Annotated in this window: 24 protein-coding genes; 9 read left to right on the top strand and 15 right to left on the bottom strand. The window is 68.1% G+C overall.

The genetic code is table 11. The features are described from left to right. The first annotated feature begins 88 nt into the window (after nucleotides 1-88). Nucleotides 89-1,015, top strand: coding sequence for a LysR family transcriptional regulator (locus VPA02S_RS27025; RefSeq protein ID WP_062366751.1), 927 nt, complete (start codon nucleotides 89-91; stop codon nucleotides 1,013-1,015). On the opposite strand, the gene gcvA is transcribed toward VPA02S_RS27025, so the two are convergent. Beyond that, nucleotides 984-1,928, bottom strand: a complete 945-nt coding sequence (gene gcvA, locus VPA02S_RS27020; RefSeq protein ID WP_062366749.1) for a transcriptional regulator GcvA — start codon at nucleotides 1,926-1,928, stop codon at nucleotides 984-986. The two genes, VPA02S_RS27025 and gcvA, sit on opposite strands and share 32 nt — an antisense overlap. A 136-nt stretch (nucleotides 1,929-2,064) precedes the next feature. On the opposite strand from gcvA, the gene VPA02S_RS27015 reads away from it, so the two are divergent. Both VPA02S_RS27015 and VPA02S_RS32040 read left to right on the top strand, forming a co-directional pair. Further along, nucleotides 2,065-3,360, top strand: a complete 1,296-nt coding sequence (locus VPA02S_RS27015) for an MFS transporter (protein ID WP_062366747.1) — start codon at nucleotides 2,065-2,067, stop codon at nucleotides 3,358-3,360. Further along, a complete protein-coding gene (locus VPA02S_RS32040) occupies nucleotides 3,332-3,487 on the top strand; it encodes a hypothetical protein (RefSeq protein ID WP_169804850.1) in 156 nt (51 codons plus the stop codon). Before VPA02S_RS27015 ends, VPA02S_RS32040 begins: the two co-directional genes overlap by 29 nt. An 11-nt stretch (nucleotides 3,488-3,498) precedes the next feature. Here VPA02S_RS32040 and mmsB read toward each other — a convergent pair whose 3' ends face one another. Genes mmsB through VPA02S_RS26990 form a run of 5 tightly spaced genes read right to left on the bottom strand, consistent with a single transcriptional unit; the run spans nucleotide 3,499 to nucleotide 8,640 of the window. Continuing rightward, on the bottom strand, nucleotides 3,499-4,401 hold the full coding sequence (gene mmsB / locus VPA02S_RS27010; protein ID WP_062366745.1) for a 3-hydroxyisobutyrate dehydrogenase: 903 nt from the start codon (nucleotides 4,399-4,401) through the stop codon (nucleotides 3,499-3,501). A gap of 34 nt (nucleotides 4,402-4,435) precedes the next feature. Beyond that, nucleotides 4,436-5,551 (bottom strand): enoyl-CoA hydratase/isomerase family protein, encoded by a 1,116-nt coding sequence (locus VPA02S_RS27005; protein ID WP_062366743.1) that lies wholly within the window; start codon nucleotides 5,549-5,551, stop codon nucleotides 4,436-4,438. A gap of 28 nt (nucleotides 5,552-5,579) precedes the next feature. Continuing rightward, nucleotides 5,580-6,734, bottom strand: coding sequence for an acyl-CoA dehydrogenase family protein (locus VPA02S_RS27000; protein ID WP_062366741.1), 1,155 nt, complete (start codon nucleotides 6,732-6,734; stop codon nucleotides 5,580-5,582). After that, the gene (locus tag VPA02S_RS26995) at nucleotides 6,731-7,084 is read right to left on the bottom strand and encodes a lysozyme inhibitor LprI family protein (RefSeq protein WP_244883774.1); all 354 of its coding nucleotides are present in this window, start codon (nucleotides 7,082-7,084) and stop codon (nucleotides 6,731-6,733) included. The genes VPA02S_RS27000 and VPA02S_RS26995 overlap by 4 nt, the downstream gene beginning before the upstream one ends. Nucleotides 7,085-7,116: 32 nt before the next feature. Then, on the bottom strand, nucleotides 7,117-8,640 hold the full coding sequence (locus VPA02S_RS26990) for a CoA-acylating methylmalonate-semialdehyde dehydrogenase (protein ID WP_062366737.1): 1,524 nt from the start codon (nucleotides 8,638-8,640) through the stop codon (nucleotides 7,117-7,119). A 140-nt stretch (nucleotides 8,641-8,780) separates the two neighbouring features. Between VPA02S_RS26990 and VPA02S_RS26985 the strand changes: the two genes are divergently transcribed. Then, on the top strand, nucleotides 8,781-9,677 hold the full coding sequence (locus VPA02S_RS26985; protein WP_062366735.1) for a LysR family transcriptional regulator: 897 nt from the start codon (nucleotides 8,781-8,783) through the stop codon (nucleotides 9,675-9,677). Nucleotides 9,678-9,687: 10 nt separating this feature from the next. On the opposite strand, the gene VPA02S_RS26980 is transcribed toward VPA02S_RS26985, so the two are convergent. The 4 genes from VPA02S_RS26980 to VPA02S_RS26965 form a co-directional block, all read right to left on the bottom strand. Beyond that, nucleotides 9,688-10,020, bottom strand: coding sequence for a hypothetical protein (locus VPA02S_RS26980; protein ID WP_012748357.1), 333 nt, complete (start codon nucleotides 10,018-10,020; stop codon nucleotides 9,688-9,690). Between the two features lie 12 nt (nucleotides 10,021-10,032). After that, nucleotides 10,033-11,427 (bottom strand): CoA transferase, encoded by a 1,395-nt coding sequence (locus tag VPA02S_RS26975; RefSeq protein ID WP_062366733.1) that lies wholly within the window; start codon nucleotides 11,425-11,427, stop codon nucleotides 10,033-10,035. 81 nt (nucleotides 11,428-11,508) lie between these two features. Then, complete coding sequence (locus tag VPA02S_RS26970) at nucleotides 11,509-12,147, bottom strand: 3-oxoacid CoA-transferase subunit B (protein ID WP_012748359.1); 639 nt, start codon at nucleotides 12,145-12,147, stop codon at nucleotides 11,509-11,511. A gap of 1 nt (nucleotide 12,148) precedes the next feature. Then, entirely contained in the window at nucleotides 12,149-12,952 is an 804-nt protein-coding gene (locus VPA02S_RS26965) for a CoA transferase subunit A (RefSeq protein WP_012748360.1), read from the bottom strand. A gap of 101 nt (nucleotides 12,953-13,053) precedes the next feature. Between VPA02S_RS26965 and VPA02S_RS26960 the strand changes: the two genes are divergently transcribed. Together VPA02S_RS26960 and VPA02S_RS32035 are read left to right on the top strand one after the other, a co-directional pair. After that, the gene (locus VPA02S_RS26960; RefSeq protein WP_012748361.1) at nucleotides 13,054-13,620 is read left to right on the top strand and encodes a LuxR C-terminal-related transcriptional regulator; all 567 of its coding nucleotides are present in this window, start codon (nucleotides 13,054-13,056) and stop codon (nucleotides 13,618-13,620) included. 115 nt (nucleotides 13,621-13,735) lie between these two features. Then, nucleotides 13,736-13,882, top strand: a complete 147-nt coding sequence (locus VPA02S_RS32035; RefSeq protein ID WP_012748362.1) for a hypothetical protein — start codon at nucleotides 13,736-13,738, stop codon at nucleotides 13,880-13,882. Nucleotides 13,883-13,906: 24 nt separating this feature from the next. Here VPA02S_RS32035 and VPA02S_RS26955 read toward each other — a convergent pair whose 3' ends face one another. From VPA02S_RS26955 to VPA02S_RS26940, 4 genes are read right to left on the bottom strand one after another with little or no spacing between them, the layout of a single operon-like run. Beyond that, entirely contained in the window at nucleotides 13,907-14,878 is a 972-nt protein-coding gene (locus VPA02S_RS26955; protein WP_062366731.1) for a Bug family tripartite tricarboxylate transporter substrate binding protein, read from the bottom strand. 44 nt (nucleotides 14,879-14,922) lie between these two features. After that, nucleotides 14,923-15,303 carry a VOC family protein gene (locus tag VPA02S_RS26950; protein ID WP_062366729.1) on the bottom strand — a complete coding sequence of 127 codons (381 nt, stop codon included), beginning with the start codon at nucleotides 15,301-15,303 and terminating at the stop codon, nucleotides 14,923-14,925. Further along, nucleotides 15,300-16,283, bottom strand: coding sequence for a hydroxymethylglutaryl-CoA lyase (locus VPA02S_RS26945; RefSeq protein ID WP_062366728.1), 984 nt, complete (start codon nucleotides 16,281-16,283; stop codon nucleotides 15,300-15,302). Before VPA02S_RS26945 ends, VPA02S_RS26950 begins: the two co-directional genes overlap by 4 nt. Further along, nucleotides 16,280-17,455 (bottom strand): CaiB/BaiF CoA transferase family protein, encoded by a 1,176-nt coding sequence (locus tag VPA02S_RS26940; RefSeq protein ID WP_062366726.1) that lies wholly within the window; start codon nucleotides 17,453-17,455, stop codon nucleotides 16,280-16,282. The genes VPA02S_RS26945 and VPA02S_RS26940 overlap by 4 nt, the downstream gene beginning before the upstream one ends. Before the next feature lie 108 nt (nucleotides 17,456-17,563). On the opposite strand from VPA02S_RS26940, the gene VPA02S_RS26935 reads away from it, so the two are divergent. Further along, nucleotides 17,564-18,475 (top strand): LysR family transcriptional regulator, encoded by a 912-nt coding sequence (locus tag VPA02S_RS26935; RefSeq protein WP_062366724.1) that lies wholly within the window; start codon nucleotides 17,564-17,566, stop codon nucleotides 18,473-18,475. Between the two features lie 33 nt (nucleotides 18,476-18,508). Here VPA02S_RS26935 and VPA02S_RS26930 read toward each other — a convergent pair whose 3' ends face one another. After that, entirely contained in the window at nucleotides 18,509-19,459 is a 951-nt protein-coding gene (locus VPA02S_RS26930) for a LysR family transcriptional regulator (RefSeq protein WP_012748368.1), read from the bottom strand. Between the two features lie 103 nt (nucleotides 19,460-19,562). Between VPA02S_RS26930 and VPA02S_RS26925 the strand changes: the two genes are divergently transcribed. Continuing rightward, on the top strand, nucleotides 19,563-21,071 hold the full coding sequence (locus VPA02S_RS26925; RefSeq protein WP_062366722.1) for a CoA-acylating methylmalonate-semialdehyde dehydrogenase: 1,509 nt from the start codon (nucleotides 19,563-19,565) through the stop codon (nucleotides 21,069-21,071). Nucleotides 21,072-21,183: 112 nt separating this feature from the next. Continuing rightward, on the top strand, nucleotides 21,184-22,041 hold the full coding sequence (locus tag VPA02S_RS26920; protein ID WP_062366719.1) for a class I SAM-dependent methyltransferase: 858 nt from the start codon (nucleotides 21,184-21,186) through the stop codon (nucleotides 22,039-22,041). Nucleotides 22,042-22,219 lie beyond the last annotated feature (178 nt).

The following is a 22,219-nucleotide window of genomic DNA, read 5'->3' as shown; positions in this document are numbered from 1 at the left end:
GTCGCTGGATCTTGGGAACCGGCAATGGTCGGGCTTTGGGGCCTATGATTCAAACGAAACATTTTGCCCATTCACTTGAAAATAATTCATGTTGCAGTCGATCCTCGAGATACGCCACCTGCGCACGCTCGTTGCGCTGCGCGACACCGGCAGCCTGGTGCGCGCGGCGCAATTGCTGAACCTCACGCAGTCGGCGCTGTCGCACCAGATCAAGCTGCTCGAAGACCGCTATGGCGCGCAGCTCTTCGAGCGCAAGTCGGTGCCGCCGCAGTTCAGCACCACGGGGCTGCGCCTGTTGCATCTGGCCGATGCCGCGCTGCCGCTGGTGGAGGAAGCCGAGCGCGACGTGGCGCGGCTGGCGCTGGGCCGCAGCGGGCAGCTGCGCATCGTGGTCGAGTGCCACACCTGCTTCGACTGGCTGATGCCGGCCATGGATGCCTTCCGCCAGCGCTGGCCCGAGATCGAGCTGGACATCGTCTCGGGCTTTCATCCCGACCCGATCGCGCTGGTGATGCAGAACCGCGCCGAGGTGGCGATCGTCTCCGAGCAGGACCCCGACGAAACCGTGGACTACCACGCGCTGTTCCGCTTCGAGATCGTCGCGCTGCTCGCCAACGACCATGCGCTGACAGCCAAGCCGCATCTCACGGCGCGCCACTTTGCCGACCAGACGCTCATCACCTACCCCGTGCCCGACGAGATGCTGGACATCGTGCGCCAGGTGCTGGCACCGGCCGGCGTGGCGCCCGCGCACCGGCGCACGACCGAACTCACGGTGGCGATGCTGCAGCTGGTGGCCAGCGGGCGCGGCGTGGCCACGCTGCCGTTGTGGGCGGTGCAGAACTACCTGGACCGCGGCTATGTCACGGCGCGGCGCGTGGGCGCCCGGGGCCTCACGGGGCGGCTGTACATGGCCTGCACGCAGGGCACGTCCGGGCAGCCGTGGCTCGCGGACTTCGTGCGCATCACGCGCGAGAGCTGCTTCAAGAGCCTGCCCGGGATCGAGCTGCTTTGACAGGCGTCTTCCTGGGCGGCCTGGCAGCTTTTCTGCTGGACTCGGCAGCGATCCATTCGCGGAAGGCCGCGACCTTCGGCCTGTGGCGGCTGTCTTCGGGGTGCACGAGGTAGTAGGCAAAGTCTTCGAGCCACGCGGCTTCCGACAGCTGGACCAGCCGGCCTTCGGCCACCTCGTCCGCCACCAGCGCCGCCGGCAGCAAGCCCGCGCCCTGCCCCGCAAGCACCGCCTTCAGCAGCAGGCCCGAATCATCGAAGGACGGGCCGCGTGCCGGCTTTGCATCGTCGAGGCCCTGCGCCTCGAACCACAGCCGCCACGCCTTGCGCTCGGCATCGTTCACGCGCGGCCAGCGCGTGAGATCGGCCGGCGATGCAGGCATGCCGAGCTGCCTGACCAGGGCCGGCGTTGCAACCGGAACGATCTCCACCGTGAGCACGCGCTGGCTGATCAAGCCGGGATAGCGGCCGAGCCCATGGCGGATCGCCACGTCCACGCCGTCGCGCGAAAAATCGGCGAGCGCGGTGCTGCTCACCACCTGCAGGTCGATGTCCGGATGCGCATCGTGAAAGCTCTTCAGCCGTGGCACCAGCCAGGCCGACGCGAAGAACGGCGTGGTGCTCACCGTGAGGATGCCGGTTTCCGCGGGCGCGGCGATGCGGCGCGTGGCATCGCTGATCTGCCGGAAGGCATGGCGCACCGGCGGCAGGTAGGCCTGGCCCGCATCGGTCAGGAAGATGCCGCGGTTCGCGCGGCGAAAGAGCGCAATGCCCAGGTGCAACTCCAGCGACTTGATCAGCTGGCTCACGGCGCCGGCGGTCACGCACAGCTCGTCGGCCGCGTTCTTCACCGAGAGATGGCGGGCTGTCGCCTCGAAGGCGCGCAGCGCGTTGAGCGGCGGGAGCCGGTGGTCCATGGTTTAGCTGATCTGATCCGATCGCTTCAGAAAATCTGGTTTGCGAGGCTGTCCGGGAAGGAGGAGCATTCACTCTCCCGCGCCGGAGACCATTCTCCAGCCATTAGATATTCTGAGCAAACCCGGAGACCCGCCCTTGACCTCCTTCTCCTCCCATCCGCCGCCCCGCACACGCCTCTTCCGCGGCTGGTTCGTGGTGGCCGGTGCCTTCGCCGTCACGCTCGTGGGCTTTGGCAGTGCCTACACCTTCAGCGCCTTCCTCGAATCGCTGCAGCGCGACTTCGGTGCCTCGCGCGGCTCGGCGTCGCTGGTGTTCTCGCTCGCGGGCTTTCTCTACTTCGGGCTCGGCGTGGTCAGCGGCCCGCTCGCGGACCGGTGGGGTGCGCGGCGGCTGGCGGTCGCGGGCATGGTGCTGGTGGGCCTGGGCCTGGCGGCCGCGGGACAGGCGCGCAGCCTGGCCGAGGCCTGCCTGGCCTACGGCCTGGGCGTCGGGCTCGGCGTCGGCGCCTCCTATGTGCCGGTGCTGGGCGCAGTGCAGCGCTGGTTCGTCAGGCGGCGCGGATTCGCCTCGGGGCTGGCGGTGAGCGGCATCGGCGTGGGCACGCTGGCGATGCCGCCGCTGGCGTCGCTCCTCATCGAGGCGCTGGGATGGCGCCACGCCTACCTGGCGCTGGGCGTTCTGGCCGTGGTGGTGGGCGCCGGCATGGCGCTGCTGATCGAGGACGATCCGCGCCATCGCGGGCTCGCGCCCGACGGCGATCCACTGCAGCCGCAGGCGTCGTCGGCCGTGCCCGCAGGCTCCACGGTGCGGGACGCGATCAGCTCGCGCCGCTTCGCCGGCCTTTATGCGGCCTGCCTGATCAGCTCGTTCGGGCTGTTCGTTCCCTTCGTCCACCTGGTGCCCTACGCGCTCGACCACGGCCTGCCGGCCGGCTCGGCCGTGCTGCTGCTCGGCGCCATCGGCATCGGCAGCACCGCGGGGCGATTTTTCCTTGGCGGACTGGCCGACCGGCTCGGGCGGCAGTTGGCTCTGCCGCTGATGTCGGCCGGCATGGCGCTTTCGCTGGTGGTGTGGGCGGTGTCCAGCGGGTTCTGGGGGCTGGCCGCATTCGCGTTTGCCTACGGCGTGTTCTACGGCGGCTTCGTCGCGCTGCTGCCCGCGCTGGTCATGGACTACTTCGGCGGCCGCAGCATCGGCGCGATCCTGGGCGTGCTGTACACCAGCGTGGCCTTCGGCACCCTGGTCGGGCCGAGCGCGGCGGGCTTTGCGTTCGACCTCAGCCGCAGCTACCTGCTGCCGATCCTCGCCGGCATCGGCGCCAATCTGCTCGCGGCCGGCGTGCTGCTGGCCATGTCGAGGACGCGTGCGGCGTCAAAACCGGGCGCGCGGGGTACAGTCGGGAATGAACCCACACACGCCCAGCGCTCCTAAGCCGCCCGAAACGGCTCCCGCCGAAGTCACGGAGACGCAGGCGTTCACGCGCGCATGGGCCGTGTTCCTGTTGCTGTTCGTGGGCGTGCTGGGCCTTCTGTGGGCCAGCGACGCCCTGTTCGGCTAGAAGCCCGAAAGCTAGGTCGAAGCCTTCTGCAGCAGCTTCAGCACGCTCGAGAAATCGAGCGCGCCATGGCCCGCCAGGCTGTGCGCGGCATAGAGGCTGCGCGCCAGCCCGCCCAGCGGCGTGGCGGCGCGCACGGCGGTGGCGTTTTCCTGCGCCAGGCCCAGGTCCTTGAGCATCAGGTCGGTGCCGAAGCCGCCTGCGTAGTTCTTCGATGCGGGCGCGGTTTCCATCACGCCGGGCATCGGGTTGTACTTTTCGAGCGCCCAGTTGCCGCCCGAGCTGCGCCGCATGATCTCGGACAGCACCTTGGGATCGAGCCCGTTGGCCACGCCCAGCGCCAGCGCCTCCGAGGTGCCGATCATCAGGATGCCGAGCAGCATGTTGTTGCAGATCTTGGCGGTCTGGCCCGCGCCCACGCCGCCCGCGTGGAAGATGTTGGCGCCCATCTTCTCGAGCACGGGGCGCGCGCGTTCGAGGTCGTCGGCCTCGCCGCCGACCATGAAGGTCAGCGTGCCCGCAATCGCGCCGCCCGTGCCGCCGGAAACCGGCGCATCAATCATCGCGATGCCCTTGGCGGCGGCCGCATCGGCCACCTTGCGCGAGGTGGCGGCGGCGATGGTGCTGCTGTCGATCACGAGCGTGCCGGCACGGATGCTGTCGAGCAGGCCGGGCTTGCTGCCGCCGCTGCCGAGGAACAGGCCTTCCACGTGCGCACTGGCCGGCAGCATGCTGATGACCACGTCGGCATCGGTCACCGATTCAGCGGCCGATGCGGCAATGGCCAGGCCTTCGGCCGCGTATTTCTTGCAGGCCTCGTCCGACAGGTCGAAGGCCTTGACCGCAAAGCCCGCCTTGCGCAGGTTCAGGGCCATGGGTCCGCCCATGTGGCCGAGGCCGATGAATGCGATTTTCATTTGATGTTGTCTCCGTTGTATTCGTGAAAGAGGCTCAGGCCAGCGCAGCCAGCTCCGCGGGCATCTGGCCGCGCGGGCGCAGGTGGTCCTCGATGAAGGCGGGCGTGATCTCTTCGATGGTGGCGGGGTTCCAGCGCGGATTGCGGTCCTTGTCGATCAGTACCGCGCGGATGCCCTCGGCAAAGTCCTTGTGCGCGCAGAAGCCGAGCGAGGCCCAGTATTCGAGCCGGAACACCTCGGCCAGCGACATGCGGTGCACGCGCTGCCAGAGCTCGAAGCTCAGCGCGGCCGAGCTGGGTGCGCCCTTGGCGAAGGTCTTGGCGGCGGACTGCAGCCAGGCATCGTCGCTCTGCAGGCTGCGCAGGCGCTTGGCGATGTCGAGCAGATCGTCGCCGGCCATCAGCGCGTTGATGGTGTCGTAGTGTTCGCGCACCTTCGAGGGCGGCATCTCGGCGCCCTCGCCCGCGCGCGCGAGGATGCGCGAGAGCTCGGCGCGGTCGGCCTTTTGCTCGCCGCGCCATGGCGCGGCGGCAATCGCTTCGAGCACCTGGCCCTTGCGTTCGTGCGGCACCAGCACGTCGGCCAGGCCGCAGAAGATGGCGTCGGCCGCATTGAGGTTGGCGGCCGTAAGCGCCAGGAACAGGCCCGTGCGGCCTGGCGTGCGGCGCAGGAACCAACTGCCGCCCACGTCGGGGTACAGGCCGATGCTGATCTCGGGCATGGCAATGCGGCTCTGCGCCGTGACCACGCGGTGCGAACAGCCCGACATGAGCCCCACGCCGCCGCCCATCACGATGCCGTGGCCCCAGCAGAGAAAGGGCTTGGGAAAGGTGTGGATCAGGTAGTCGAGCTCGTACTCCTCGCGGAAGAAGTCTTCGGCGTAGGTGTTGCGCGCGGGGCCGCATTCGAGCAGCGTCTGGTACAGCTGGCGCAGGTCGCCGCCGGCGCAGAAGGCCTTTTCGCCGGCCGCCTGCAGCAGCACGCCGACGATGCCGTCGTCCTTCGCCCATTCGCGCAGCTTGGGCGTGAGCAGGCGCACCATGTCCACCGACAGCGCGTTGAGCGAGGCGGGTGCGTTGAGCGTGGCGGTGGCAAAGCGCTTGCCGCCGGCGGTCTTGATTTCGTCGAAGAGAACTACGGAGTCGGTCATTGTCTTGAGAGGTTCTGGGTGCGGGGCCTCAGCGGATATCGCTGTCCCCTTCCAGCAATTTTCGCGCAACGATCACGCGCATGATCTCGTTGGTGCCTTCGAGGATCTGGTGAACGCGGGTATCGCGCACCAGCCGCTCGAGCGGGAATTCGCTCAGGTAGCCATAGCCACCGTGCAATTGCAGCGCGTCGTTGCAGACGTTGAATCCCGCATCGGTCGCGAAGCGTTTGGCCATCGCGCAGTAGGTGCTGGCATCGGCATGGCCCGCATCGAGCTTGCTTGCCGCGAGCCGCACCATCTGCCGCGCCGCAACCAGTTCCGTCGCCATGTCGGCCAGCTTGAACTGCAGCGCCTGGAAGCTCGCTATCGGCTTGCCGAACTGCTGGCGTTCATGCAGGTAGCGGCGCGCCGCATCGAGCGCGCCCTGCGCCGCGCCCACCGAGCAGGTCGCGATGTTGATGCGGCCGCCATCGAGCCCCTTCATCGCGATGCGAAAGCCCTCGCCTTCCTTGCCCAGCAGGTTTTCGGCCGGCACGCGCACGTTGTCGAAGCTGATGGTGCGCGTGGGCTGGCTGTTCCAGCCCATCTTGTGCTCCTTCTTGCCATAGCTCACGCCCGGTGCATCGGCCGGCACCGCGAAGGCAGAGATGCCGCCCGCGCCGCCGCCGCCCGTGCGCGCCATGAGCACCAGCACGTCGGTCGACCCGGCGCCCGAGATGAAGGCCTTGCCGCCATTGATGACGTACTCGGCGCCCTGCAGTTCGGCGCGCGTCTTGAGCGAGCCCGCGTCAGACCCGGCGCCCGGCTCGGTGAGGCAATAGGAAGCCAGCTTGCGCCCGCTCGTGAGGTCTTCGCCCCATTGCGCGGCCACCGCGTCGGTCGCCCAGGTGCCGAGCATCCAGGTCGCCATGTTGTGGATCGTGATGAAGGCCGTGGTCGAAGGGTCGACCGCCGCCATCTCCTCGAACACCAGCGCCGAGTCGAGCCGCGGCAGGCCGAGGCCGCCGATCCGCTCGGGCGCATAGAGCCCGCAGAAGCCCAGCTCGCCGGCCTTGGCGATGGCCTCCTTCGGGAAGATGGCCTCCGCGTCCCACCGTGCCGCATGCGGCGCGAACTCGGCCTGTGCAAAATCGCGCGCGGTCTGCGCAAAGGCGTTCTGCTCTTCGGACAATTCGAAATTCATTGTTCGCGCCCCTTCCAGCGATCCAGTTCGGCAGTCCGTTGCCGGGTCGACTTCTCCAGACATGAATTGAACACCAGCGGCCAGATGGAGCCGCCTTCGTTCGCTTTCGAGGCCCGCTTGCAAGAGGGGTCGCGGCCCTTGAGCCAGGTGCGCTGCTCGGTGCGCAGCGCGACGCGCATCTGCGGCGAGAGCGTCTTCATCACCTCGCCATAGTGGATGTTGAGCGCGGCGTCGGCGGCGCGAAAGTCGCGCACCGCGCAGGCGGTCATCTGCTGCTGGTTGCCGTCGGGCCTGCAGTCCAGCGGGTTGGCATCATCGGCCGCATGCGCGCCGGCGGCGAGCAGCAGCACGGCCGATGACGCGACAGCGCGGAACGCGCGGCTCACTTGAGGCTGATCGTGGTGTTGACGCCGTGCGAGACAGTGCTGTCGTCGAACCAGCGTGCCGTCACGGTCTTGGTCTGCGTGTAGAACATGATGACCTGCTTGCCGTACGGCCCCAGGTCGCCGAGCTTGGACGCGCGCGAACCGGTGAACGAGAACATCGGCACCGGCACCGGGATCGGCACGTTGATGCCGACCTGGCCCACGTCGATGTCTTCCTGGAAGCGGCGCGCCGCGGCGCCCGACTGCGTGAAGATGGCCGTGCCGTTGCCGTTCGGATTGCTGTTGATCAGCTCGATCGCCTCGTCGATGTTCTCGGCGTCAGCCACGCACAGCACCGGGCCGAACACTTCCTGGTCATAGATCGTCATGCCGGGCTTCACGCCGGTGAAGATCGTCGGGCCGACGAAGTTGCCCTTCTCGTAGCCGGGTACCGTCGGCTTGCGGCCGTCGAGCACCAGCTTGGCGCCGTCGGCTTCACCGCGTTCGATGAGGCTGTTCACGCGGTCGAAGGCGGCGCACGACACCAGCGGCCCCACGTCCACGCCCTTTTCAGTACCGGCGCCGATCTTCAGCGTCCTGGCCTTGGCGATCAGTTCGGGCACCCAGTTGCGCGCCTCGCCCACCAGCACCGCCACCGACACCGCCATGCAGCGCTGGCCGGCCGCGCCGAAGCTTGCGCCTGCCAGTGCATTGAGCGTCTGCTCCTTGTTGGCGTCGGGCATCACGATGGCGTGGTTCTTCGCGCCCATCATGCATTGCACGCGCTTGCCGGCCAGCGTGGCGCGGTTGTAGACGTGCGTGCCGACCTTGGTCGAGCCGACGAAGCTGATCGCCTTGATGTCCTTGTGGTCGCAGATGCCGTTGACCACCGCTTCGCCGCCATGCACCACGTTGAGCACGCCGGGCGGAATGCCGGCTTCGAGCGCGAGCTCACACAGGCGCATCGTGACCATCGGGTCTTGCTCCGAGGGCTTGAGCACGAAGGTGTTGCCGGTGACGATGGCCATCGGGAACATCCACAGCGGGATCATGGCCGGGAAGTTGAACGGCGTGATGCCGGCGCACACGCCCAGCGGCTGCAGCAGCGTGTAGGTGTCGACGCCGTTGGCCACGTTGTTGGCCAGTTCGCCGAGCTGCAGGTTGCCGATGTTCGATGCGTGCTCGACCACTTCGAGGCCGCGGAACACGTCGCCCTCGGCATCGGGCAGCGTCTTGCCCTGCTCGGCCGTGAGGATGGCGGCCAGCTCGCCCATGTTCTCGCGGATGAGCTGCTGGTACTTCAGGAAGATGCGGGCGCGCGCGCCGAGGGGCGTCTTGCGCCAGGTCTTGAAGGCGTCCTTGGCGGAGGCCACGGCGGCGTCGAGTTCGGCCTGCGTGGCAAACGGCACGCGGGCCAGCACTTCCTGCGTGGCCGGATTGACGATGTCGCGCCATTCGGTGGTCTTGGATTCGACGAACTTGCCGCCGATCAACAGCTTGACGGTGGCGACCTGGGTCTTGGGGGTGGTGGTGGCGTCCATGGGGTTTTGTCTCCTGTGAATACGGGGCCTGCATGGCAGGTTCAGCACGCATCCTAGCTTTGCAGATTTGCCATGACAATAGACAAATATGCGCTATCGCTTTGCAAAAATGCAGAGCCAACCCAAGGGAACGCGAGCACATGGACTGGGACAACCTTCGCTACTTTCTGGAGCTGGCCCGCTCGGGCACGCTGATGAGCGCCGCGCGCCGGCTCGAGGTGGACCACACCACGGTGGCGCGGCGCATCCAGGCGCTCGAAAAGGAAGTGGGCGCGCCGCTTTTCTCGCGCGAGTCGGGCGGCCACCGGCTCACCGAGGCGGGCCGCAAGCTGCAGCCGCAGGTCGAGGCCATGGAAAGCGCGTTCCAGGCGGTGGAAAGCACCGCGCCGGCCTCGCAGGAGGGCTTGTCGGGGCTGATCCGCATCGGCGCCACCGAGGGCTTCGGCACCGTCGTGCTGGCGCCGCAGTTGGCGCTTTTCGCGCAGCAGCATCCCAAGCTCACCATCGACCTGCTCGCGATGCCGCGGCTGGTGCACCTGTCGCGGCGCGAGGCCGACATCGTGATCTCGCTCGAACGCCCGGCGCGCGGGCCGGTGGTCGTGAGCAAGCTCACCGACTACACGCTCAGGCTCTATGCATCGAAGAAGTACCTGGCCGCGCACAAGCCCATCAAGGCGCGCGAAGACCTGCGCGGCCACACCTTCATCAGCTACGTGGACGACCTGCTCTTCAGCAAGGAGCTGCAGTACCTGGACGAGCTGCACCGCCCCGATGCCTTTGCGCTGCGCAGCACCAGCGTGCTCGCGCAGCACCGCGCGGTGGCGGCGGGCGCGGGCATCGCGGTGCTGCCGGCCTTCATCGCGGAGAACGACGGCGCGCTCAAGCCCGTGCTGCCGGGGCAGGCGAATTTCACGCGCACGTTCTGGATGTCGATGCCCGCGGAAACCAAGCACCTGGTGCGCATGCAGGCGGTGTGGGAGTTCCTGCGCGAGACGGTGCAGGCACAGCGGCAGCTGCTGCTGCCCGCGCCCGCATGACGCCGAAGGCTCAGCGCCGCGGCGGAGCCAGGTCCGGAAAGTTCAGCGCCACGAACTCGATCACGAACTCCTGCGGGTCCGCGCGCAGCTGCTGCTCTTCTGCACGGTCGAGGTAGCTGCGCCAGAACTGCCGGATCTGGTCCTGTACGTCGTCGGCAAAGCCCATCTGGGTGCCGACCATTTCCTGCCAGGTGCCGCTCGCACTGAAGGTCTGGGCGAGCGTGGGCTCCAGCGCCTCGAGCTTGGCGCGCTTGGCGTCGTCGAGCTGGTCGATGGCGTCCAGCACCAGGCAATCCACCAGCCGCAGCAACGGCCTTCCTTCGTATCTGTTCGTCGTCTGCATGCGCCAAGTTTCTCACTGCCCGGGGCCGCCGGGCCAGGCCGGCGCATGGCTGCCCGGCGGCATCGACGGGCGCGGCCATGCGGCCGGCGTGCGCGACAGCTGCGCGCTGTGGCGCAGCGCGGCCAGCTCGCCGAAGCCCGAGGCCGAGGTCTCCAGATAGGGCTTCAGGTCGGGCCTGGCGATCGACAGCCCGCCGGGCACGCGGCCGAGCCCGCGCAGCCATCGGCCGGTCTGCGCCAGCGACACCTGCACATGCCAGCTGCCGCCTTCCTGCTGCTGCCGCCAGAGCGCCGCGGCGGCGCCGAAGGCGATCAGGTAGCCCGTGGCCTCGTCGAGGATCTGCATCGGCAGCGGCCTGGGCTTGCCGTCGCCGGCTGCTTCGCCTTCGGCATGGTTGAAGCCCATGGCGGTCTGCACCAGCGAATCGAATCCGCGGCGCTGCGCCCACGGGCCCTGCGTGCCATAGGCCGTGAGCGACACGCACACGATGCCGGGCGCGAGCCGCGCGAGTTCCGCCGGCCCGAAGCCCAGCGCCGCGATGCCGCCGGGGCGGTAGCCCTGCACGAAGACATGGGCCTCGGCGCCGAGCTGCCGCAGCGTGGCGCGGCCCGCCTCGGTGCGCAGGTCCACATGCGCCGACAGCTTGCCGCGGCTGGTTTCGGCGATGGATTCGATGTTCGGCAGGTGCGGTGAATTGACGAGCATCACGTCGGCGCCATAGGCCGCCAGCGCGCGGCCTCCCACGGGGCCCGCGAGGATGCGCGTCAGGTCGAGCGCGCGTACGCCGGTGAGCGGCCGCTGGTCTTCACGCAGCGGCGGCAGCGCGCGCGGCGGCGCGTCGCCGATGCGTTCGATGGTGAAGAGCGGCTGCGCTGCGATCGCCTGGCCTTGCGGCATGGCATCCCATTCGTCGAAGCGGCGCAGTGCAGTCGCCACCAGGCCTTGCGCGGCGGCCGCGTCTTCGAAATCGAGCGCGCGCCAGGTGGCCATCACCGCCTCCGCATCGGCACGCGTGGCGGCGGCCGGGTCCAGCTTCATCAGCCGCAGCGCACCCTCCCTGTGATGCGCGAAGTTCGCGTGGATGCGCACCCAGCCGTCGGCGCAGCGGTACAGCCCGGAGAAGCTGTCCCATGGATCGGGCACGCGCCCGTCGAGGCTGAACCAGCCGGTGCAGTCGAGCGCCGCATGTTGCATGTCGACGGCCACTTGCTGGCGCGCGGCGCCGCGCAGATGCCCGAGCTCGCAGGCCGCGAGCGCCGCCGCCGCGATGGTGCTCTGCGCAGCCGCGCCCACCGCGAAGGACGAGGGCAGCACCGGGTCTTCGCCCGTGAGCCGCACATGCTGCAGGGCCTCGGGCGGCAGGCCCGCCTGCTGCCAGATGCCGCTCAGGATTTCGCTCGCATTCATTTCATCTCTCCAGAACGTCCAAAGCAAAAAGGCAGGGCCCGCTCTCGCGGCCCTGCCCTTCGTCGTCGTTGCGTCGGCGCCTTACTGGATCAGCTTGGCGCCGGTCTTGGCCTGCAGCGCGTCGAAGCTCACGCCCGGCGCGAGCTCGACCACCTTGAGGCCCTCGGGCACCACGTCCATCACGGCCAGGTCGGTGATGATGCGGTCGACCACGCCCACGCCGGTCAGCGGCAGCGTGCACTTCTCGAGGATCTTCAGGTCCTCGGTGCCGTCCTTCTTCTTCGCGACGTGCTCCATCAGCACGATCACGCGCTTCACGCCGGCCACCAGGTCCATGGCGCCGCCCATGCCCTTGACCATCTTGCCGGGGATCATCCAGTTGGCGAGGTCGCCCTTCACGCTGACCTGCATCGCGCCGAGGATCGACAGGTTGATCTTGCCGCCGCGGATCATCGCGAAGCTGTCATGGCTGCCGAAGATGGCCGAGCCGGGGATGGTGGTCACGGTCTGCTTGCCGGCGTTGATCAGGTCGGCGTCGACCTGGTCTTCGGTCGGGAACGGGCCAATGCCGAGCATGCCGTTCTCGCTTTGCAGCCACACTTCCTTGTCGCCGACGAAGTTGGCCACCAGCGTGGGAATGCCGATGCCCAGGTTCACGTAGAAGCCGTCTTCGAGTTCTTGCGCCGCACGCGCGGCCATTTGGTCTTGGGTCCAGGGCATCTCAGGCTCCTTTGTTGTTCTTGACGGGGGCAGGCACTTCGCTGCCGGCGGCGGCCTGCGCGATGGCAGCCTGCGCTTCGACCTTGGCGGCGGCCGCATCGGCCGGCGCGGCTGCGCTCACGGTGCGCTTCTCGATGCGCTTCTCGGGCTTGGCATTGAGCACGATGCGGTGCACGTAGATGCCCGGCAGGTGGATGTCGTCGGGGGCCAGCTCGCCCACCTCGACGATCTTCTCGACCTCGACGATGCAGATCTTGCCGGCCATGGCGGCGGCGGGGTTGAAGTTGCGCGCCGTGAGGCGGAAGCGCAGGTTGCCCGACTTGTCGGCCACGTCGGCCTTGACCAGCGCCACGTCGGGCACCAGCGAGCGTTCCATCACGTAGGTTTCGCCGTCGAACTCGCGCAGCTCCTTGCCCTCGGCCACTTGCGTGCCGACGCCGGTCTTGGTGAAGAAGGCCGGAATGCCCGCGCCGCCCGCGCGCAGCTTCTCGGCCAGCGTGCCCTGGGGCGTGAATTCGAGCTGCAGTTCGCCCGCGAGGTACTGGCGCTCGAACTCCTTGTTCTCGCCCACATAGGACGCGATCATCTTCTTGATCTGGCGCGTCTCGAGCAGCTTGCCGAGGCCGAAGCCGTCGACGCCCGCGTTGTTGGAGATGCAGGTGAGGTCCTTGGCGCCGGAGTCGCGCAGCGCGTCGATCAGCGCCTCGGGAATGCCGCACAGGCCGAAGCCGCCGACCGCGAGCGTCTGCCCGTCGGCCACGACCCCCTTGAGTGCCGCGTCTGCGGAGGGATAAATCTTGTTCACTCGGGCTCCTTGATGGATGGTGGAGAGTTGGCGAAAGCTTTGAAGAGCCTTGAACGATACTACGTAGTCGCATACGTAGTATTTCGTAATGGTGACCCCCGATGCCCGAGATCGATTACCGGCTGGCTTTTGAACAGGCACCCGTCGGCATGGTGGTGTCGAGCAACCGCACCATCGTGGCCTGCAACGAGCGGGTGTGCGAGATTTTCGGCGCAACGCCCAGTGCCTTGGTCGGGCATTCATTCAGCATCCTGTACCCGAGCGTGGCCGAGTTCGAGCGCATCGGCAAGCGCATGGAACCGTTCCTGAACGCCAGCGGCCGCTACGCCGACAACCGCATGATGAAGCGCCTGGGCGGCCTGCACGGCGCCATTGCCGGCGAGACCTTCTGGTGCCATGTCACCGGCCACGCCATGAACCGCGCCGCGCCGCACGAGGCCGGCATCTGGACCTTCGAGGACCTGGGCTCGCGCCGCGCCGTGAAGGCCGAGCTCACGCCGCGCGAGCGGGAGGTGGCCGCGCAGGTGATGCGCGGGCTCACGTCCAAGGAGATCGGCAAGGCGCTCGGCATCAGCCACCGCACGGTGGAACTGCACCGCGCGCGGCTGATGCGCAAGTACGCGGCGGCGACCACGGCGGAGCTGGTGCAGAAGCTCATCGCGGGCTGATCGTTGCAAAAACGGAAACGCGGTGTCTTCGGAAGCCCCGTGCCGCTGCCCCTGCAGAGGTCTATCTTCAAGGCCATGCGAACAGATCGTTCGCGTTCATTCAGGAGCAGATGCCATGTCCACAGCCCTTCATTCCGAAAAGAACCTCCTTCAGCAAACCAGGCTGTCGGTGGCGCAGGCCCACGCCATCGCCACGCACCGGCTGCCGGTGACGCTGACCCTCGCGGCAATCATCCTGTCGATGCTCGGCGTCAAGCCCTGAGTACCGCAGGAGGCATCGGCCGGCTCAGTCCGGCTTGATGTCCGCCGCCTTGATCACCTTCGCCCAGGCTGCCAGTTCCTGGTCGACGAACTTGCCCAGGGCCGCCGGGTCCATGTAGGTGGCGAAGGCGCCCTGCTCGTCCACCTTCTTGCGGAACGGCTCGCTCTCGACGATCTTCCTGATCTCGGCGCTGAGCTTGTTGACAACGTCGGGCGGCGTCCTGGCCGGTGCGAACACCGCGAACCACGATTCCACCTCGTAGCCCGGCAGACCCGCCTCGGCCGAGGTCGGCACATCGGGCATCGACGGATGGCGCTTGCTGCCCGTGTAGGCGAGCGCCTTGATGCGCCCACCCGCGAAATGGCCGATGACCGAGGGCGGCGTGGTGATGAACATGTCGACGTTGCCCGCGATCAGGTCGTTGATGGCCGGACCCGAGCCCTTGTAGGGCACGTGCGTCATGGGCTGCTTGGCCTGGCGCGACAGCAGCTCACCCGCGATGTGCTGGATCGAGCCGTTGCCCGACGAGGCGTAGAACAGGCCGCCCTCTTTCTTCTTCTTGCCGTACTCGATCAGCTCCTTCATCGAGTTCACGGGCAGCTTGCCGCTCACCGCGACCACGTGCGGCGCGCGCATCACCAGCGCCACCGGCACGAAGTCCTTGGTCGGGCTCCACTTGATCTGCGGAAAGAGCGCGGGGTTGCCGACGTGATAGCCCGAGTACTGCATCAGCAGCGTGTAGCCGTCGGGCGCGGCGCGCGCCACGGCTTCGGTGCCGATGTTGCCGCTGGCGCCGGGCCTGTTGTCGACCACGATGGGCTGGCCCAGCGCGCGCTGCAGCGGGTCGGCCACCATGCGCGCCATGATGTCGGTGGACCCGGCGGGCGCGGTGGGCACGATGAAGGTGATCGGTTTCGAGGGCCAGGTGTCGGCGCTGGCCGCGGCGGCCGCCAGCGCAAAGCCTGCGGCGATCAGAAGGCGATGGGTGGGTTTCATGGTTTTGTCTCCGGTGTTTTAGGGTTGCATTCGAAGCCGGCGTGTCAGGGCGCCAGCTCGGATATCTCGATGAGATTCAGGTCGGGGTCGCGCACGTAGACCGATCGGATGCGCGAAGTGGCGCCGGTCCGCATCACCGGGCCTTCGAGGATCGGCACGCCCTTGTCTTTGAGCCGTGCGATCACTTCTTCCAGCGGCACGCTCGCGATGAAGCACAGGTCCAGCGAGCCCGGCGTCGGCAGCTGCGCCTTGGGCTCGAATTCATGGCCCTTCACATGCAGGTTGATCTTCTGGTTGCCGAAGCGAAAGGCCTTGCGGTTGGCGCCAAAGGTCTCCAGCGCCATGCCCATCACGTCGACGTAGAAGCGGGTGCAGGCCCCCTCGTCGGAAGTGGTGAGCACCAGGTGGTCCAGATGGTCGATCATGGGTTCAGCTCCTTGGCTCGGCGCGCATGCGCACGCGCCGCGATGTCGTTGAAATCCGCCGGCGGCGCATGCCGCGTGAGCCGGTGGCCGGCGCGCGGCACCTGGCTCGGCAAGTCGTGCTGCACCAGCGCTTCGAGTTCCGAGGCGGCATCGATCAGGCCGCCCAGATCCATGCCGGTGTCGTAGCCCATGCATTGCAGCATGTGCACCACGTCCTCGGTGGCGACGTTGCCGGTGGCACCGGGCGCATACGGGCAGCCGCCGATGCCGCCCAGCGACATGTCGAGCCGCTCGATGCCCGCCTCCACCGCGGCCACCGTGTTCGCGAGCCCCATGCCACGCGTGTTGTGGAAGTGCGCTGTCCATTGCAGGCCGGGGTGCCTTGCCATCACGGCTTCGCAGACGGCCTGCACCTGCGTGGGAAAAGCCATGCCCGTGGTGTCGCACAGCGTGACGCCCTGCACCTGCAGCACCGCGAAGCGGTCGATCCATTCCAGCACGCCGGCCAACGGCACCTCGCCTTCCATCGGGCAACCGAACACGCAGGAGAGCGACACGTTCACCGGCACGCCCGCCTGCCTGGCCAGCGCGATGACCTCGGCCAGCTGCGCGAACGACTGCTCGCGCGTCATGCGCAGGTTGCTGAGGTTGTGGGTCTCGCTCACCGACATGACGACGTTGAATTCGCCGATGCGGCTTTCCAGCGCGCGCTCGGCACCGCGCAGGTTCGGCACCAGCGCGGTGTAGACCACGCCCGGCCGGCGCGCGATGCGCTGCATCACTTCCTCGCCGTCGCGCAGCGCCGGGATCGCCTTGGCGGAGGTGAACGAGGTCACCTCGATCTTGGCGTAGCCCAGCGTGCCGAGCCGGTCGATGAGCGCGATCTTGTCGTCGGTCGGAATGAAGCGGCTCTCCATCTGGAAGCCGTCGCGCGTGGCCACTTCGTTGATGAAGAGCCGCTTGCCCTTGCCTTCTTTCATACGGCCTCGCTTTCTTCGGTACGGCGCGCCGGCCAGCCCAACCCCTGCAGGTCGGCGGTGTGTTCGCCGAGCCGCGGCGCGGGGTGCGCAATGCGGCCCGGCGTGGCGCTGAGCTTGGGCACCACGCCGGGCACCTTGAGCATCTCGCCATTGGCGGTGGCCGCCTCGACGATCATCTGGCGCGCCAGGTACTGCGGATCGGTGGCGATGTCGGCCACCGTGTAGATGCGCCCGACCGGCACGCCGGCCGCATCGAGCACCGCCAGCACCTCGTCGCGGCTGCGCTGCAGCGTCCAGGCCTCGATGGCGGCGTCGATCTCTTCCACGCGCTGCACGCGGCCGTCGTTGTGCACGAGCTGCGGATCGTTCTCCAGGTCCGCGCGGCCGATGGCGCGCATCAGCCGGCGGAAGATGCTGTCGCCGTTGCCCGCCACCAGCACGTAGTGGCCGTCGCTGCACTTGTAGGCATTGGTCGGCGCAATGCCCGGCAAGGCGCTGCCGGCGCGCTCGCGCACCGCGCCGAACGCGTCGTATTCGGGCAGCAGGCTTTCCATCACGTTGAAGACCGATTCGTAGAGCGCCACGTCGATGAACTGCCCTTCTCCGCCATGGGCCGTGCGGTGGTGCAGCGCCGTGAGCACGCCGATCACGCCGTGCAGCGCCGCCAGCGTGTCGCCCAGCGAAACGCCCACGCGCACGGGCACCCGGCCCGGCTCGCCGCTCAGGTAGCGCAGCCCGCCCATCGATTCGCCGAGCACGCCGAAGCCCGGCTTGTCGCGGTACGGGCCGGTCTGCCCGTAGCCCGAGATGCGCAGCATGATGAGCCGCGGATTGAGCGCATGCAGCTGCTCCCAGCCCAGGCCCCAGCCTTCGAGCGTACCGGGCTTGAAGTTCTCGATCAGCACGTCGGCCTCCAGCGCCAGCGCGCGCACCGCCTGCTGGCCTTCGGCGCTGCGCAGGTCCAGGCACACCGATCGCTTGTTGCGCGACTGCACCTCCCACCACACCGAAGTGCCCTCGCGCAGCAGCCGCCACTTGCGCAGCGGATCGCCGACGCCGGCCGGCTCGACCTTGATCACGTCCGCGCCGAACTCGGCGAGCGTCTTGCCGGCGAACGGGCCGGCGATGAGCTGGCCGAGTTCCAGCACCTTGAGGCCTTCGAGTGCGTTCATCTTGTCTCCTGATTGGTTGCCCCAACTCTAGAAAAGGATCGCAGCGAACGGAATTGCTTTGACGGCAGCAGCCCTTCGCAAAATGCGAAGGCTTTCTAGAATGCGAGCATGGCCAGCCCCATCAACCCCGCCCGCGTCGACTTCGTCACGCTGCGCCTGTTCTGCGCCGTGGCCCAGTCGGGCAGCATCACCAAGGGCGCCGAGGCCTGCCACCTGGCGCTCTCGGCCGCCAGCCGGCGGCTGTCGGACTTCGAGGCCGCCACCGGATCGAAGCTGCTGGAGCGCAGCTCGCAAGGCATCGCGCTGACCCCGGCCGGCCACGTGGCCATGCAGCATGCGATGCGGCTGTTCCAGGGCTTCGAGCAGTTCAGCAACGAGCTCGGCGACTATTCGAGCGGAGTGCGCGGCCATGTGCGGCTGTGGGCCAACATGTCGGCGCTCACCGAGTTCCTGCCGGCCACGCTGGCCGCCTTCCTCGGCCGGCATCCGGACATCCGCGTCGAAGTGGAGGAGCAGCTGAGCGGCGACATCGTGCGCGCGCTGGTCGACGGCCTGGCCGACGTGGGCGTGTTCGCCGAGAACACGCCGGCCTACGGGCTCGACGTGGCGCCGTTCCAGACCGACGAGCTGGTGGTGCTGTGCGCCCGGCAGCATCCGCTCGCGCGCACGCGCCGGACCGATTTCAAGACCTGCCTCGCGCACGAGTTCGTGGGGCTGAACCGCAGCAGCTCGCTGCTAGAGCTCACCTCGCGCGCGGCCGAGCAGGCTGGCATTCCGATGCGCCTGCGCGTGCAGGTGCGCAGCTTCGATGCGATGTGCCACATGATCGCGGCCAACCTCGGCATCGGCGTGGTGCCGCTCGCAGCCTGCAAGGCGCAGGTGAGCGCGCTCGGCCTCAAGGTGGTGCGGCTCAGGGATGCCTGGGCCGTGCGCCGCCTGCTGATGGCCACCAAGACCGGCGAGACCTTGTCGCCGGCGGCGCAGCTGCTGGTGGGGCAGCTGATGGCGTCGTCGACTTGAAATCTGAAAGCGAGGCCGGAAGCCCGCCGGCCATCAGGCCTCGGGCAGCGGGAACCCCGCCTTCAGCGTCTCGCGCAGATGGCTCACGAACAGGTTGACCGCACGCGGAATGTGCAGCGAATAAGGCCGTATGGCGTAGATCTGGTCGGCGAAGGCGCCCGTGGGCTGCCAGTCGGGCAGCACCTCGACCAGCTTGCCCGCCTGCAGGCCCGACTGCGCGCTGAAGTCGGGCAGGAGCGCAATGCCGAGCCCCGCCTGGGCCGCGTCGCGCAGTGCCTCGCTGTTGTTGGCCGCCAGCGGGCCGGCGATGGGCACGGTCACGCGCTCGGCATGGCGCGCGCGGCCGCCGCGCCGCTCGAAGGACCACACGTTGGTTTCCTGCCCGCGGGGATAGTGCAGGCAGTCGTGCTCGGTCAGCATGGGCGGCGCCAGCGGCGTTCCCTTGCGGCGCAGGTAGGCGCGGCTTGCGACCAGCACCGAGCGCGTGTCGCACAGCCGCCAGGCCACGTGCGTGTCGGGCGGCGAAGCCGCGTGCCGCACCGCGAGGTCGAAGCCCTCCGTCGCCAGCGAACTCAGCCGGTCGGAAAGCTCCATTTCGACGCGGATCGACGGATGCGCCAGCAGAAAGTCGGCGAGCCTGGGCAAGAGCTGCTGCCGGCCCAGCGCCACCGGTGCCGTGACGCGCACCAGGCCGCGCGGCTCGCCCGCATGGTCCTGCGCCTGCAGGAAGCTGTGGGCGATCTGCTCGAAGGGCTCGCGCGTCTGGTCGACCAGCTGCTGCCCGGCCTCGGTCAGCCGCATGCTGCGGGTGGTGCGGCGCACCAGCGTGACGCCCACGGCGCGCTCCAGCTCGGCGATGCGCTGGCTCATGGCGGCCTTGCTCACGCCGAGGCGCGCGGCGGCGGCGGTGTAGCTGCCCTGCTGGCCGAGCACGATCAGCCAGTGCAGGTGCATCCAGAGCGATTCGGCTTTTTGCAGATCCATGGTGGGATTGTTCACTATAGCGAACAAACAGTTCAACCCTGGCGCCTAGGCAGGGACCCTTCCCTTTCCTAGACTGGCGCAATCACTTGACCTGGGACTCTCGATGACCACACAGATCGCGCATTTCATCGGCGGCCAGCACGCCGCCGGCAGCTCCACCCGCACGCAGGACGTCACCAACCCCGCGACCGGCAAGGTCACGGGCAAGGTGGCGCTGGCCGTCCAGGCCGACGTCGATGCTGCGGTGGCCGCCGCGCAGGCCGCCTTTCCCAAGTGGTCCGACACGCCGCCGATCCGCCGCGCCCGCGTGATGTTCAAGTTTTTGGAGCTGCTCAACCTGCACAAGGACGAGCTTGCGCACATGATCACCGCCGAGCACGGCAAGGTGTTCACCGACGCGCAGGGCGAGGTCTCGCGCGGCATCGACATCGTCGAATTCGCCTGCGGCATCCCGCAATTGCTCAAGGGCGACTTCACCGACCAGGTCTCCACCGGCATCGACAACTGGACGCTGCGCCAGCCGCTCGGCGTGGTGGCTGGCATCACGCCCTTCAACTTCCCGGTGATGGTGCCGATGTGGATGTTCCCGGTGGCCATTGCCGCGGGCAACACCTTCATTCTCAAGCCGAGCCCGACCGACCCGACCCCGTCGCTGCGCATGGCCGAACTGCTGAAGGAAGCGGGCCTTCCCGACGGCGTGTTCAACGTGGTGCAGGGCGACAAGGTGGCGGTCGACGCGCTGCTCGAGCACCCCGACGTCAAGGCCGTGAGCTTCGTGGGCTCCACGCCCATTGCCAACTACATCTACGAAACCGGCGCTCGCAACGGCAAGCGCGTGCAGGCCCTTGGCGGCGCGAAGAACCACATGGTGGTGATGCCCGACGCCGACATCGACCAGACGGTGGACGCACTGATCGGCGCTGGCTACGGCTCGGCCGGCGAGCGCTGCATGGCGATCAGCGTGGCGGTGCTGGTGGGCGACGTGGCCGACAAGATCATTCCCAAGCTCATCGAGCGGACGAAGACGCTCAAGGTGCTCGACGGCGAGAACCTCGCGGCCGAGATGGGCCCGATCGTCACGCGCGCCGCGCATGAGCGCATCACCGGCTACATCGCCCAGGGCGAGAAGGAAGGCGCGAAGCTGCTGGTCGACGGCCGCCAGTTCGACGGCGGCCAGGCCGGCGAAGGCTGCGGCGACGGCTTCTGGATGGGCGGCACGCTGTTCGACCACGTCACGCCCGAGATGCGCATCTACAAGGAAGAGATCTTCGGCCCGGTGCTCTCCTGCGTGCGCGTGGCCAACTTCAAGGACGCGGTCGACCTGGTCAACGACCATGAATTCGGCAATGGCGTGAGCTGCTTCACGCGCGACGGCAACGTGGCGCGCGAGTTCAGCCGCCGCATCCAGGTGGGCATGGTCGGCATCAACGTGCCGATCCCGGTGCCGATGGCATGGCACGGCTTCGGCGGCTGGAAGCGTTCGCTGTTCGGCGACATGCATGCCTACGGCGAGGAAGGCGTGCGCTTCTACACCAAGCAGAAGTCGATCATGCAGCGCTGGCCCGAGAGCATTGGCAAGGGCGCCGAGTTCGTGATGCCCACCGCCAAGTAAAAGGTGTGACGGCCGGCACGGGGGCATGCCGGCCTGCCCCGGCTGACGAAAAGCTGACTTGCTCCGCGGCGCGGGAGCAGCCAGACTTGCGCATGACCCGGTGCCTGCGCCCATGACAGCAAGCAAGAGAGCCGCACGAAAACTTTCGGCCGTGCCGTCGACCTTGCGGATCCCGCTTGCCGCGCGCGCTTCCGGCGACGCGATGTTTCCGCAGATGGCCGTGCGGGACGCCTATGCCGCGTCGATCCTCGAGAAGATCCGCGACGAAGGCCATCCGCTGCCTGAGGACCGGGCCACCATCTACAGCATCCTGAGCCGCACGCAGCGCTTTCGCAGCCTCGCGCAGGAGTTCCTCAAGCAACACCCGGGCGGCCGCGTGGTGAACATGGGCTGCGGCCTGAGCCACTACTTCCAATGGCTGGACGACGGAAGGTCGCGCATGACGGATGCCGACCTGCCCGAGGTGATGGCGCTGCGCCGCGAGCTGATTCCCGAGACCCATCCGCGCCACGATGCGCGCGACCTCGACCTCACGTCGCCGCGCTGGTGGGACGAACTCGAGCTGCCGCGCACACGCCAGGCACAGCCGGTCTTCCTCTTCACCGAAGGCGTCCTGATGTACCTGCAGCCGCAGCAGGCGCAGGCCGTGCTCGCGACCTTCGGCGAGCGCGCGCCCGCGGGCTCGGTGCTGGCCTTCGATGCCGTCTGCTGGCTCGCCGTGGGCCGCGCCGCGCAACATCCCTCGCTGCGCGCCACCGGGGCGCAGTTTCATTGGGGGCTGCGCCGGGCCGCCGAACTGACGCAGCCCCATCCGCGCCTGCGCCTCGACGCCACCTACCGCGTGTTCGAAGGCATCGGCCTGGCCTACACCCTGTTCGCGCCGCTGGTGCTGATGCTGCTCGGCGTGCCGCTCTATGCGGTCTACGCGCTGGGCGTGGCCGACAGCGCTGATGACAGCGCCGATACATAAACGCACAAATTTCTCAGGTCCCGGCCTTGTCCGGCTCGCGCTGCGCAGCTTGGCTGACGCGCCAAACCCCGCGGCCGCGGCATGCTCCCTGCTCTTGTGCGTGGAAAATCCCCGGCGCCGGCTGCATTAGGATGGTTTCTCCGGCCGCATCGCCTTCCGTGCATCCTTTTTTTTCGTA

The sequence above is a fragment of the Variovorax paradoxus NBRC 15149 genome, from assembly GCF_001591365.1.
GTDB classification, from domain to species: domain Bacteria; phylum Pseudomonadota; class Gammaproteobacteria; order Burkholderiales; family Burkholderiaceae_C; genus Variovorax; species Variovorax paradoxus.
The sequence above is the reverse complement of the archived record's forward strand: the minus strand, read 5'-3'. Positions and strand labels throughout refer to the sequence as shown.

Bases quoted from the DNA above. Each gene is read 5' to 3' on its own strand.
- VPA02S_RS26955 (WP_062366731.1), bottom strand. From the start codon at position 14,878: ATGAAACCCACCCATCGCCTTCTGATCGCCGCAGGCTTTGCGCTGGCG.
- VPA02S_RS26945 (WP_062366728.1), bottom strand. From the start codon at position 16,283: ATGAAAGAAGGCAAGGGCAAGCGGCTCTTCATCAACGAAGTGGCCACG.
- VPA02S_RS32040 (WP_169804850.1), top strand. From the start codon at position 3,332: ATGAACCCACACACGCCCAGCGCTCCTAAGCCGCCCGAAACGGCTCCC.
- VPA02S_RS26950 (WP_062366729.1), bottom strand. From the start codon at position 15,303: ATGATCGACCATCTGGACCACCTGGTGCTCACCACTTCCGACGAGGGG.
- VPA02S_RS26940 (WP_062366726.1), bottom strand. From the start codon at position 17,455: ATGAACGCACTCGAAGGCCTCAAGGTGCTGGAACTCGGCCAGCTCATC.
- VPA02S_RS26935 (WP_062366724.1), top strand. From the start codon at position 17,564: ATGGCCAGCCCCATCAACCCCGCCCGCGTCGACTTCGTCACGCTGCGC.
- VPA02S_RS27005 (WP_062366743.1), bottom strand. From the start codon at position 5,551: ATGACCGACTCCGTAGTTCTCTTCGACGAAATCAAGACCGCCGGCGGC.
- gcvA (WP_062366749.1), bottom strand. From the start codon at position 1,928: ATGGACCACCGGCTCCCGCCGCTCAACGCGCTGCGCGCCTTCGAGGCG.
- VPA02S_RS27025 (WP_062366751.1), top strand. From the start codon at position 89: ATGTTGCAGTCGATCCTCGAGATACGCCACCTGCGCACGCTCGTTGCG.
- VPA02S_RS26990 (WP_062366737.1), bottom strand. From the start codon at position 8,640: ATGGACGCCACCACCACCCCCAAGACCCAGGTCGCCACCGTCAAGCTG.
- mmsB (WP_062366745.1), bottom strand. From the start codon at position 4,401: ATGAAAATCGCATTCATCGGCCTCGGCCACATGGGCGGACCCATGGCC.
- VPA02S_RS26980 (WP_012748357.1), bottom strand. From the start codon at position 10,020: ATGCAGACGACGAACAGATACGAAGGAAGGCCGTTGCTGCGGCTGGTG.
- VPA02S_RS26925 (WP_062366722.1), top strand. From the start codon at position 19,563: ATGACCACACAGATCGCGCATTTCATCGGCGGCCAGCACGCCGCCGGC.
- VPA02S_RS26960 (WP_012748361.1), top strand. From the start codon at position 13,054: ATGCCCGAGATCGATTACCGGCTGGCTTTTGAACAGGCACCCGTCGGC.
- VPA02S_RS32035 (WP_012748362.1), top strand. From the start codon at position 13,736: ATGTCCACAGCCCTTCATTCCGAAAAGAACCTCCTTCAGCAAACCAGG.
- VPA02S_RS26920 (WP_062366719.1), top strand. From the start codon at position 21,184: ATGACAGCAAGCAAGAGAGCCGCACGAAAACTTTCGGCCGTGCCGTCG.
- VPA02S_RS26985 (WP_062366735.1), top strand. From the start codon at position 8,781: ATGGACTGGGACAACCTTCGCTACTTTCTGGAGCTGGCCCGCTCGGGC.
- VPA02S_RS26930 (WP_012748368.1), bottom strand. From the start codon at position 19,459: ATGGATCTGCAAAAAGCCGAATCGCTCTGGATGCACCTGCACTGGCTG.
- VPA02S_RS26975 (WP_062366733.1), bottom strand. From the start codon at position 11,427: ATGAATGCGAGCGAAATCCTGAGCGGCATCTGGCAGCAGGCGGGCCTG.
- VPA02S_RS27000 (WP_062366741.1), bottom strand. From the start codon at position 6,734: ATGAATTTCGAATTGTCCGAAGAGCAGAACGCCTTTGCGCAGACCGCG.
- VPA02S_RS26970 (WP_012748359.1), bottom strand. From the start codon at position 12,147: ATGCCCTGGACCCAAGACCAAATGGCCGCGCGTGCGGCGCAAGAACTC.